Origin of the sequence: Methylotuvimicrobium buryatense 5G (assembly GCF_000341735.1) — a bacterium.
Lineage (GTDB): Bacteria > Pseudomonadota > Gammaproteobacteria > Methylococcales > Methylomonadaceae > Methylotuvimicrobium > Methylotuvimicrobium buryatense.
On sequence record NZ_KB455575.1, the window covers coordinates 2,239,843 to 2,252,981 of the forward strand.

2 protein-coding genes and 1 pseudogene are annotated in these 13,139 nt (G+C 50.1%); all 3 read left to right on the forward strand.

The annotated features are described in order from the left end of the window. Nucleotides 1–7 precede the first annotated feature (7 nt). Nucleotides 8–10,321 carry a filamentous haemagglutinin family protein gene (locus tag METBU_RS0109895; protein ID WP_026130130.1) on the forward strand — a complete coding sequence of 3,438 codons (10,314 nt, stop codon included), beginning with the start codon at nucleotides 8–10 and terminating at the stop codon, nucleotides 10,319–10,321. A 292-nt stretch (nucleotides 10,322–10,613) separates the two neighbouring features. Beyond that, nucleotides 10,614–12,527, forward strand: a complete 1,914-nt coding sequence (locus tag METBU_RS0109900; protein ID WP_017840472.1) for a PKD domain-containing protein — start codon at nucleotides 10,614–10,616, stop codon at nucleotides 12,525–12,527. 243 nt (nucleotides 12,528–12,770) lie between these two features. Next, nucleotides 12,771–12,992: pseudogene (locus METBU_RS29305) on the forward strand (IS1380 family transposase); the annotation flags it as partial. Nucleotides 12,993–13,139 lie beyond the last annotated feature (147 nt).

The following is a 13,139-nucleotide window of genomic DNA, read 5'->3' on the forward strand; positions in this document are numbered from 1 at the left end:
AATGAACATGGCTAATCAACAAACCAGCAAAAAATCTCAGAGTGTCTCAACTGGCTTCACGCTAAGTCCCATCGCTGCTTGCGTCAGGATTGCGATGCTCGGCGGGATCGGAATTTATCCATTGGCGGCAACGCATGCGGCAGGAAACCTGCCGGTCCCAAGCCCGGTTTGGGCCAGCATGGGTAATGCCTCTGCATCGATTACCGGCAACCACATGCGCATCGATCAGCATACCGATAGAGCAATACTAAACTGGCAAAGTTTCAATATCGGCCAGGATCATTCCGTACACTTTCAACAACCTGGTGCGAACTCCATTGCGTTGAACAGGATTTTTCAAAATGATCCTAGCCGTATACTGGGAACACTAACAGCCAACGGTCAGGTCTATTTGGTTAATAGCAATGGATTTGTATTCGGTAAAAATTCGAAAGTTGATGTTAGAGGTTTGGTGGCCTCGACGCTAGCGATAACCGATGATGTTTTCGACCAAGGTATCACCAAGGTTTTTGCCAACAATGGAACGGCAGCCTTCAATGGCAATGGAGACTTTTATATAAAAAACGAAGACGGTAGTTTTAGACTCGATGAAGATGGCAACAAAATCAAAATTGCAATAAACGTCGATGAAGGCGCCCAAATCAAGTCAACCGAAGGCCAAAATATCTTGATCATTGCGCCGACTATTACTAACGAGGGTAATATCGAAGCCGACGACAGGCAAGTCGTGTTGGCTGCCGCAACCGATAGGGTCTATTTACAAGAGGCCGGCAACGAGGGGTTATTGGTTGAAGTACAAACCGGAGGCGAAATCAACAATTTAGGTAGCATCGCCTCTAAACGCGGCACGATCAGCTTAGTGGGATTTGCCGTCAATCAAAAAGGCAAAGTCTCGGCTAGCACCTCAATGAACATCAATGGCAAGGTTCGCCTAATCGCCAGAGAAGGAGCCACGACATTCCAAACGCCTGACGGTTATGCCATGCAAGCCAGCAGAACTAGACGCGCTACTGATACTGGCGACGATTTAGGAACGTCGGCCACCGTCCGTCTTGGAGAAAACAGCCAAGCCGAGATTTTGCCGGAATTGGACACCGGTTTGACTGCAATCGACGAACAGATTCAGCCGCTCTCGCAAATCGACATCATGGCGCACAAGGTTCATTTTCAAAGCGGTTCGCAAGTCAACTTGCCGGGCGGAAAAATCAATGTCGTAGCAACCCAAAACCCGTCAAACCCTCTGCAAGCCTCGGCCAACCGAAATGACAGCCGTATCTTGATCGACTCCGGCGCTAAAATCGATGTTTCCGGCGTAAAATCTACTGTCAAACCGATGGAGAGCAATGTCGTCGCAGTCGAATTACGTTTGAACCAACTGAGTGATGCACCGCTACAGCGAAATGGAGTGCTATTTGGTGAAACCATTTTTGTCGATATTCGAGCCGGTACGCCGTTGGCCAACATTCAACCCGCTATCGATGCTATCGAGCGTCCTTTGGGTGAACGATTGGCTAAAGGCGGTGAAATCAACCTTAGCTCAGAAGGCGATACCATTGTTAAAGACAATGCCATACTCGATTTTTCCGGCGGCGCGGTAAAATTTTTAGACGGCTATATCCGCACTTCGAAATTAATATCGAATGGCCGCGTGTTCGATATCAGCGAAGCGCATCCGTCATTGCGCTACGACGGCATTTACGGAAAAGTTGTCAAAAACCATAAAAAATGGGGCGTTGAGCAAGTCTGGATTACCGAAGGTCCGTTTGCCTTGGCACGCAAAGAAGCCGGCTATACCGACGGCCATGATGCAGGCAGTCTGACCATTGCCAGTCCCAATGTCATCCTGGAGGGTCAGTTAAACGGCACAACCGTCAGCGGCCGATTACAACGCACCTTGGCGGAACGCCCCAAGGGCGGCACGTTGACGATCGACATGCGCTCCGCTTCGGAAGTCGATCAAGCAGTAGTATTCGCCAATGTCTTGACAAATTCGACGGTTAATGTCGACTTAAACCAGCCGTTCCCTTCCTCAAACGATAGTCAATTCACCCCTTTGGTGCTGCGTACTCAACCGCTGTCACAAAGCGGCATCATGGACTTGTCAGTTTTGGCGCACGGTACCGTGACTGTTTCCGACGGTAGTAGACTTAAATTAGCCGATGGCGCTCAATTGAATTTACAAGGCGGGGCTATCACTATCGGCGGTGAAATCAAAGGCGCTGGCGCTCAGGTAAATCTTGCCACTGATTTGAATGCCCGAACCCAAGGCAGACTATCCGGTGCGATTTCACTCGGCAGCAATGCAAGGATCGATCTTCAAGGTGGTTGGGTCAACGATATAACAACACCGTTCGATCTATTGGATAACAATAAGATTACTTTGGATGGAGGTAGCTTTATTGCCCGCGCCAATGGGGATATTAATATTCTGAAAGGCAGCCGCATCGACGTCGGCGGAGGGGCTTGGTTGCAAACAGACGGTAACGTTCAAGGCGGTAAAGCCGGAGGTATCCATCTTCATGCCGTGGCGGAAACGACAGGTTCCAACATAACATTGGACGGCACGCTCAGCGCCTATGCTCTTCGTCAAGGCGGCACGCTTGAACTCGAAGCCAATGCGATTGTGATTCTACGCAGACGCGAAGAAGAATTGGAAGGACTGCGTCCTTTACAACTCGAAGCCGACATTTTCGGAAAAAGCGGTTTTTCCGATTATATTCTGACCGCTAATATTAACGGCTTGGTCGTTGATGAAGGCGTTAAAATAAAACTGCAACAAACTAATCGTTTATTGAATGGCAATGCCGTTAATCGTAGCAGCTCGAATAGCATTGCCGGAATATCTCGATTGGGCAAGCTCCCTGCGATCGACCGCCTACCGAACAATTTAACTTTGCAATCGGTTCACAGCATCAATCCGAACCCTAATAGCCATTTAATCGTTAATAAGAACGTCAAGATCACTGCCGATGCCTTGAGCAACGTCTCGTTAGTCTCCGATTCGTCTTTATTTTTCGATGGATCGATCAAAGCAAACGGCGGTAACGTAGCCTTGAGCATCATTCCGCCGCAAGGCTTACCGACGCTGGACCCATTGTATCAACCCCGCCAGGGACTTTGGCTCGGCGACAATGCGCGAATCGATGTTTCCGGTATCGCGATGACGTTGACCGATGCGTTCGGGCTCAAAACGGGCATCGTCCACAATGGAGGAAACGTTAATTTAACCGCCGCCCGCGGTTACATAGCCTCCAACAGAGGTTCGCAGATCGATGTATCGGGAACGGAAGCCTTGCTAAACCGCCCTCGCCTATTGCCCGGCGCGGAAAATATTACCTTCAGTACGGAAAAAGTTGGATCGCACGGAGGAACTATTACCATCAGCAGCGCCGAAGCCATTTTCATCGAAGGCGGCATGCTGGCCAAAGGCGGTAAAGCGCCCGGCACGTCCGGCGGTACTTTAACGGTCCGTCTAGACGACACCCTCAGAGAAATCCCCGTTGAAGAAGGAGTGATTCCTAACTTTCCGATAAAACCGGGCATTCTCAATTTCTCCCAAACTAAGAATGAATTTTTTGATGCCTCCTTCAGCCAATACGGCGATGCGCTTCCAACCGGACTGCAAAGACAAGGCTTTATAGCGGCCCAACAAGTGTCTGATTCCGGTTTTGCAAATTTGAACGTGCAAGCGGACGGCGAAATTCGCTTTCAGGGTGATATCCATTTGGATTTACAACATGCCGTAAACTTCGACAGCCCAAAAATGGCTTGGCAAAGACTATCGGAAAACGATACTGGCACGGTCGTTTTCAATGCGGCGCATGCGTCTCTAGGCTCGAGCCGAACCCGACGTGCGACCGGCAACCCAACGAGTGGAGACGGCCATCTTCAGGTCAATGCCGACCTAATCGAATTATTTGGAGGTGTTTTTACCGCAGGATTCAAGCAAGTCGATCTGAACGCGGATAGCGATATTCGCTTACGCGGCATTCGCACATTGTTTACGCAACGCGACTATCTGGGTGAATTTTCGACGTATTCGGCGTTGAACCTTAAGGCCGATCAAGTCTATCCGACAACGCTCAGTGATTACAGATTGACGGTAAAAGGCGATCCAAACGGAAGCATCGCGTTCAGCAGCGGGGGGCAATCCCGTCCAATCTTATCCGCCTATGCAAAATTGACGGTCACAGCTCCGAACATTCAGCATGACGGCGCTATTAAAGTACCTTTCGGCGAATTGACCTTCGATGCATCTCAAACGATTCATTTCGGCGCGAATAGTTTGAGTTCGGTATCCGCCGAAGATCAAATCATTCCGTTCGGTGTCACAGAAGCCGGTTTGGAATGGTTATATCCGATTGGCAACCAAAATTTGATCGTGCAGGCGCCGACCAAAAAAATAACCGTCAATGCGGACCGAATTCAACATGACGAAGGCGCCGTTATCGATATTTCCGGAGGCGGCGATTTACTGGCCTACGAATTCATCCCCGGTATCGGCGGTTCCATCGATGTCTTGGCTACCGGTAATTCGTTTGCCGTCTTGCCCAACCATTCCGGTTACGCACCGTTCGACCCGCTGGAATTTCCCGGTTCGGGTTTGTCGATCGGCGACAGCATTTATTTGGGTGAAGGGAGTGGTTTAAAAGCCGGTTATTACACGCTATTACCTGCGCGCTATGCATTGCTTCCCGGGTCTTATTTGATAACGCCACAGCAAGGCAGCGACAACATGGCGCAAGGCAGCCGTTCGGTCAATTTAGACGGCGCCCCGGTTGTGGCCGGATTTAGAGCGATCAGCGGCACCAACATCAAGGACCAGAGCTGGTCCGGATTTGCCGTCGAGCCTGGCAAAATTGCCTTAACTCGTTCGCAATTGGACCTATCCGCGGCTAGTCAGTTTTTTGTCGAGCAAGCACAGCGGAAAGAATCGCCGATTCCTCGCTTACCTGAAGATGCGGGATCGCTGCTGTTCAACGCAAAATCACAATTAGAATTGCCTTCCGTTCTCGCCAACGCCAGAAACGGCGGGCTAGCAGGTTTGGTCGATGTCATTGCCGACAACATCGCCGTGGTCAACGACAAGACGGGCGCTGCAGGCCGCGTAGAACTGAGTGTAAGCGATCTCGATACCTTTACCGTAGGCAGCTTATTTTTAGGCGGTATCAGAACAATCGACAGTGAGACCGGTGCGATCAAACTCGACGTCAAGTCCAAAACTGTCGAAATCGCCGAAGGAACCCGCCTCGAAGGTTCCGAAATCATTATGGGCGCCACGGACACGATCGAACTCCAAGCCGGTGCTCAAATCGTGGCAACAGGCGGCAAAGACAGTTCGGCACCCGGACAGATTTTAACAACCACGGGAGACGGTGCCCTGTTACGCGTTTCCGGCGATGCGCAAGCGCAAATCGTCAGAACGGGCACCCAAGGTCTGAAAGGAGATCTGTTGATCAGCGACAATGCTCAAACCTTGGCTCCGAGCGGTTCGATACTCTTGGATTCGACCCGGAATCTACAAATGAATGGCGTGTTGGATGCCGGCAAATCGTTGAACATTGCCGCTGAAGCCATCAATATCGGTGAAGTAAACGAAAATCTCCCCGGGCTTTCGCTGGATAACCGGCAGTTGAGTCAATTGAAGGTCGAACAATTGGTGCTGACCAGCCGCAGCAACTTGAACATTTATGGCGGCGTTTACCGCACCGATGCTTCGGGTTTAGCGCTCAGAAACGACGAGCTCGAACTAATGCCGATCGAATTCAATCTTTTGACGATCGCTACAAAAGGTATTGCCGGTTTCGACAATTCCGGCAAATCTGCCGGTCTTTCTGCCGATACCGTCACGTTGACCAATACATCCACGTCTGCACAAACCGAAAAAGGCAACGGGACGGGCTCCTTGTCGATCGCTGCCAACAATCTAGTATTGGCTGGAGGCGACTTTACCTTGTCAGGATTCAATGATATCAATTTGAATCTAGCCGAGTCGTTAATCGGTTCTAGTGTAAACACACTCAACACTCTGGCCGACACGACGATCACAGCAGGCTTTATTACCGGTACTTCAGGTTCCGAAACCAAGATCGATGCCGACACTTATCGCTTAGCGCTCAATCACAACCAACCCGGCTCTGTAGATTCGCAACCGGGTATTGCGGCACGGCTCAATTTAAATGCAGGCCATGTCGTCATCGATACGCCATTACAATTCAACAGCGGTATCGTAAAAGCGAATGCCAAAACAGGCGATATTGTCCTCAAAGAGAATGCCATCATTGATGTGTCCGGAAGAATGGTAAGAGCCGGTTTAAGCGAATCGGCTCCGATATCAGCCGGACGTATCGATTTGACCGCGCGGCAGAACATTAACACCGAAGCCGGTAGTCAACTATTGTTGAATGCTATCAGCCCACAAATGTCGGCAGGATCGCTTGCACTTTCCGCAACCACGGGATTGGTCAATTTGAATGGCACGATCAACGCGAAGGGAGGTAATCAGGCCGAGGGGGGGTCGGTTCGGCTCGACCTCGGCAGCATGGGCGGCAACCCGTTCGGCTTGATGAATCAGAGCTTGGTGGATTCCGGTTTTAGCAGAGCAATAGATTTACGACTGAGAAATGGCAACTTAGTCATTGATGAAGAGGATTCGATAAGCGCGAACGATATCAAATTAACCGTCGACAAAGGCGCATTGACGATTGCAGGCACGCTCGATGCCAGCGGCCAACATGGCGGTAGCATTGAACTTAATGCTCATAGCAGACTAACCTTGTCCGGAAGTGCACGATTGCATGCAAACGCCACCGAAGCATCAGGCGATGGCGGCAAGGTCAGGCTCAGCTCGACTAACGGAGGCGGTATCAGCATTCAGAATGGCGCTTCGATCGATGTCTCGGCCAATGGCGGCCGTGAAGGCGATGTGCATATTCGTGCCGAACGCCTGGCAGGACAGGTCAATGTCGCCCCGATTGCCCCCGGCACCATTCTCGGCGATTCTAACGTCGTCATCGAAGCAGTCGCACAGTACAACCTCAACAGACTGGACGCTGCAGCAATCAATAGCATTAGAAACGATACCGCTTCGTACATGAATAGCGTTTCGACAACGGCATTCGGACCGGGATTCGAATTAGCTCCCGGAATAGAGGTCAAATCGGAAGGCAATCTCACCTTGGCCGCCAACTGGGATTTAGTCGATTGGCGTTATGGATCCGAACAAACACCCGGCTATTTGACCCTGCGAGCAGGTGGAGATTTGTTGCTCCAAAACGGCGTAAGCGACGCTTTCAAAAATGGCGTACTTCAGGTGACGCCTACCTTCTCGAGGCCTGTGATCGATATGTTGCAACCCGGGCGTTCATGGAGTTACAACTTCGTTGCCGGCGCGGACCTGAATTCTTCAGATACGAAAATGGTAGTGGCCGCGGACAATCTGAATTTCGGCGATATGCGCCTCTTCAACGATGTGAAGATTCGCACAGGCACCGGGTCCATCGATTTCAGCGCAGGACGCGACATTGTCTACGGCAACGATAAATCGGTCGTGTACACGGCAGGAAGGCCGGACGATGAGGATCGCTTCGGTTTTCCGCTAATTCGCGTAGCGTCCAGCTTTTACGTCGAATACCCTAAAGACGGCGGCGATATCCGTTTTAATGCCGGACGCGACGTTCGCGGCGCGGTGACCAACCAAATCGTCACGGATTGGTTGCTCCGAACCGGCAATTGGTCTCGAAACGAAACTCACACAGGGGAAAGGCCGACCGCCTGGGGTATCGCGATCGGTACGCGAACCGGTTCAGGCATCGTGCCGGATTACCGGCAAAATGTCGGCGCCCTGGGTGGCGGCAATATCACTATCACAGCCAGCGGGACGGTCAGCGATCTCTCCGTGGTCATTCCAACCACCGGTAAGCAAGTCGGACAAAGAGTCGATCCGAACGACTTTAATAATCAAAATTACTTGACCAATGAAGTCGAGATCAATGGCGGCGGAAACCTAAACATCTACGCCGGAGGTGACCTAAAAGGCGGCATCTATTACGTCGATAACGGTACGGCGACATTTAATGTTGCCGGCTCGCTCAATGCCGGCTCGTTCAAGACCGTCAGTATTGCGGAAATGAATCCGATATTGGCCTTGGGCAATGCGCAATATCACATTACTGCCGGCAAAGATATCGCCCTACAAGCCATTATCGACCCGATGATTTTGTCGCAACCGGCCAATAAACGCCCGGATTTACTATCGATCTTCTTTAGATACGGTGAGAACAGTGCGGTCAATCTGACTTCGCTTACCGGAAACATCAGCCTCGGTAACGATGTTTCCGGGGTAGTCGATTTAATGAATTTCCAACGCGGCGCTCTGATCAGCTTCGACGGTGCAGCCAGAGACGCTCTATCGGTGGCCCCCGGAACATTGAAGGCCTACGCTTTATCAAACGACATCATATTCAAAAATGGCTTGATCATGTATCCGAGCAAAATCGGTCAATTTGAGCTTTTTGCCGCGAATAATATTATAACCGCCAGCAATGGCAATGCCGTAAATGTGACCATGTCGGACACCAATCCGAATTTATTGCCGACGGTATTGAATCCTGCTGCCAACTATAACGACGCCAGGCTGAGATTGGTGCTGTCCGGTATCAGTAGCGAGCCGGACAAAATCTATGCTTCGATTCCAAATCATATTAATGATCCTATACCGGCTCTGATCAGCACAGACGTTGGCGATATCCTGGGCAAGGACCCTTTCCAGTTCATTATGGCGAAACCGACACAAGTGTCGGCCGGCCGGGATATTCGTAATGTCAGCTTGCAATTTCAGCATAATATCAAAGATGCCGAATCGATCGTATCGGCCGGCCGCGATTTCAAATTCGACATCGTTCGAAATCCCGCTACCGGAGCATTGGTTAATGTTGTTCAACGTATGGAGGTTTCGGGTCCGGGCCGTTTGACATTAATGGCCGGACGACATGTCGACTTGGGTTCTTCCGAAGGTATCACGACTACGGGCAATCAAGTCAACACGGCATTAGCGGAGGACGGTGCTGCAATTAATGTGATTGCAGGATTAGCGCAAACCCAATTCGCGGCACCGGATTTTATGAAAAGCTACCTAAGCAATGGTGAAAGCCTTTACGAAAGTTACGAGCTTGCGGTTGCCGACTATATGCGAAGAATCACCGGCAATGACGATTTAACAGTGGATCTAGCGCGAGCAGCCTTTGCAAGCTTGCCGGCTGTTGAACGGTCGCATTTCAACGCGCCTTATTTAGCGGACTTGATCGAAACCTTCAACGGACTTATGAAAGATTACGGTAATCGTTTTTCGATTGCTAAAAACAGTTTCGATAGCGCTAGCGATACCCAAGCCCGGTTCAATTTCAAACTAGAAATGGATAGAGCGCAGTTTGAACTTCTAGCTGCCATCGAAACGCTATTTCCGGGAACCACCGTTTTGGCCGGTCGCCAAGATTATACGATCGATCCCGCCAATGGCACTGTTTTCAGAGAAGGAGCTTCGGCCAGCAGTATCCTGGAAGATGCATTTTCTAAAGACAGAAACAAAACCCAAACCGGCGATATTTCGATGTTTTTCAGCAAAATACACAGCACCGATGGCGGCGACATCAATTTATTGACGCCCAATGGCGGCATCAATGCCGGTTTGGCGGTTAATTCCAGTGGCGCCAAAGATGCATCGCAACTGGGTGTCGTAGCCATCAAAAAAGGTGCCGTGCATTCGATTGTCCGAGACGATTTTCAAGTGAATACGACCCGAGTCATGACGCTCGGCGGCGGCGATATCTTGATCGGTTCGACGGACGGGAACATCGATGCCGGTAGGGGAGCAAAAACAGCCTTGGCGGCCCCAGCTCCGATCATTCGATTCGACAGTGAAGGCAACATAATCATCGAATTACCGCCTGCCGTGGCTGGCAGCGGTATCAGAGCAAACATGGCGCCTGACGGCAGTCAAGGCGATGCCTTATTGTTTGCGCTTCAAGGCATTATCGATGCTTCGGAAGCAGGGGTTGGAGGTAAAGACGTCACCGTGGGTGCGACAGCCATCGTTGGATCCGACAATATCGATGTCGGCGGAGTATCGGTCGGTGTACCGACTGCTTCGACAGGAAGTTTGGCCGCAGGCCTCGGTAATGTCAGTAATGTGGCGGCTAGCATAGCGCAAGCCATAGACGATAGCGCGGATGTTGCCAAATCAGCCAAAGAACAAATGGACAAAGCTGGAGCGCAGGGAATCATCAGTGTCGATATCATCGGTTTTGGCGATGAAGATGTCTGATACGACCTCCAGCCGGGCAACAGCTCATTTTGTCATATTAATGTCACGATTCCTTCACTGAGCTGTCATATTGCGCTGCCATAATTCCAGTGAAACATCTGAATTTTAGGGTGACCTGCTGATTCCACAATAAAACTAAGTCTGAGCGGTCGCGATGCCATTCTCTTTAAGTCGACGATATCTATCGTTTTTAAATTGGTCCGGTTCGACGCCTGCTCTCAACACTTTCACTCTTCACAAAGCAAAATCACTACTTATTTCCAATTTTAACTACAGTTTTAAGGAATGTTTTATGACCATATTAGACGTATCATCGTGTTCATTAGAACCGGTAATCAATAAGCCACATTCGGAAAACCGAGGCGGAGCCTCATTTTTCAAATACAACCCTAAATCGCAGTTATTGATTGGCTTAATGATTGCACTCAGTTCATTGTCTCTCTCCCCGGTTGCGGAAGCAGCAAGACCCAGAGTCATAATCGACAAGATTGCACCGGTTGAAGAAGGTAACCTTGTCACTTTGAATGCTAGCAATACTTTTGATGTCGATGGTAAAGCGTTGACTTACACGTGGCGACAAGTTCAAGGACCCGATGTCGTCATTAACAATCCCAATGCTCCTATCGCCACATTCACTGCGCCGACTATTGAAAAAACCAATAGCCGTACCAGACCTGTCAGATTACGCTTTGAATTGGAAGCCGATAATGGCGATGACAGACTAGCAACTGCAAGTAGACGCGTACCCGTCAGGGTTCTGCCGGTCAATAACCCACCTGTTGCAAATGCCGGTCCGAATCGCACGGTAAGTTGGGAGGCAGCTTCATCAGGTATTGATCTCGATGCTTCCGGCAGTACCGATGACGGACAAATCATTCAATATCGTTGGAGATCCTTGACCCCAAGAAACCAATTGCCGAGAGGCGCCAGAGTTAGATTGACAAACCCTAGAGCCGAGCGCGCTTCATTTGAATTTACCAGTCCCGACCGAGCCTCTCCGGTAACATTGGATTTCGAACTGTTCGTTCGGGATAACGATAGAGCTATAGACAGAACCACCGTCTCTATAACCGTAGCCGAAGGTCTCGCGCCTCCAGTCGCCAATGCCGGAAGCGCACAAACGGTTACATCGGGAGCGTCCGTAACGCTTAACGGCGCTGGAAGCACTGGAACAATCGACAGTTACGCATGGGAACAAACTGCCGGACCTTCAGTAACACTGTCCAACCCGAACAGCGCTTCAGCCGGATTTACCGCGCCGACCGTCGCCACACAGACTGTTTTGACCTTTAGACTCACTGCAGCCAATAGCGCCGGCCCGTCGCAAGCGACTGTCAACGTCACGATCACCCCCGCAGCTACTGCACCGGTAGCAAACGCCGGCAGCGCACAAACGGTCACATCGGGAGCGTCCGTAACGCTTAACGGCACTGGAAGCACTGGAACCATCGACAGTTACGCATGGGAACAAACTGCCGGACCTTCAGTGACTCTGTCCAACCCGAACAGTGCTTCAGCCGGATTTACCGCGCCGTCCGTTATTGAGCCAACCCTTTTGACCTTTACACTCACAACGACCAATAGCGCTGGCTCGTCACAATCGACTGTTAATGTTACAGTCAATCCTATTTTAGTAGCTCCAGTAGCTAATGCCGGCAGCGCACAAACGGTCACATCGGGAGCGTCCGTAACGCTTAACGGTGCAGGCAGTACCGGAACCATCGACAGTTACGCATGGGAACAAACTACCGGACCGTCAGTGACTCTGTCCAACCCAAGCAGTGCTTCAGCCGGATTTACCGCACCGACCGTCGCCACACCGACCGTTTTGACTTTTAGACTCACGACAACGAATAGCGCCGGATCATCGTCCGCAACGGTTAACGTGACAGTCAATCCTCAAGCAAGCGGTAATATCAGCGCCACTTTGGAAATCGATGATGTTGCTCTAAACGACCCAACCGTATTGCTATTGTCGAATATACAAGGAGGATCTCAACCCTATACTATTACCGTAGATTGGGGCGATGGCGAAATTACAGGACCAGTTACTCTCAATTCCGGAGTTACGAATTACAACGTTGAGGATTTCTACTATGAAGAAGTTGGTTCTTACAATATTACTGTTACGATCAGGGATGCAAGCAATCAAACAACAATATTGACGGAAAACATTACGGTTGCGGAATCCGCCGAATGTAATTAATCGTTAAAGTACACCGGCTAGGTCGATCATTTCATCTAGTTCGGTGTCCTTAGAAAAAATGCAAAACTGAACTTATTTTAGATTTTTTAATGATCAAAAGGGCTTTATTGAAGCCCTTTTTTGAACCTAAATCCTGCACATAAGCACTGGGAAAATATAAATAGGCTATACATATCATTTATATAATGATTTTAATGACCGCACACGCCTCACGCCAACCTCAAAAAATCTTACCTCCAGCCAACCGGCAAAGTTCATCTGTCAGCAACAGCAACCGGTTTAACCAGTCAGGCCGGCTTAATTCCGGTAATCAAATTTCTCAAGCGTATCGGTTTTGAAGATCTGGTCAAACAGACCGTACCGCATGTGCGTGGCGATAATGCCGCTTACCAACTCATGGATGTCGTATTGCTGACTTTGGTCGGCGTGGTCGGGAGCGCCCAATCAATCGCCAAGGTATGCGCAGCATAGACGCCAACTTAAAGCATAAAGCGTTAATTTGCAGTTGAAAAAAAAGTGTGGCCACAACATAGAGTATTTTTACCGACGAAAGTGAAATCCCTATGAAGCAGCCACAGCTAACAGATATACCCGTCGTAGATCAAAATTCGG

Excerpts from the sequence above, each read along its gene's own strand:
- METBU_RS0109895 (WP_026130130.1), top strand. The coding sequence starts at position 8 with ATGGCTAATCAACAAACCAGCAAAAAATCTCAGAGTGTCTCAACTGGC.
- METBU_RS0109900 (WP_017840472.1), top strand. The coding sequence starts at position 10,614 with ATGACCATATTAGACGTATCATCGTGTTCATTAGAACCGGTAATCAAT.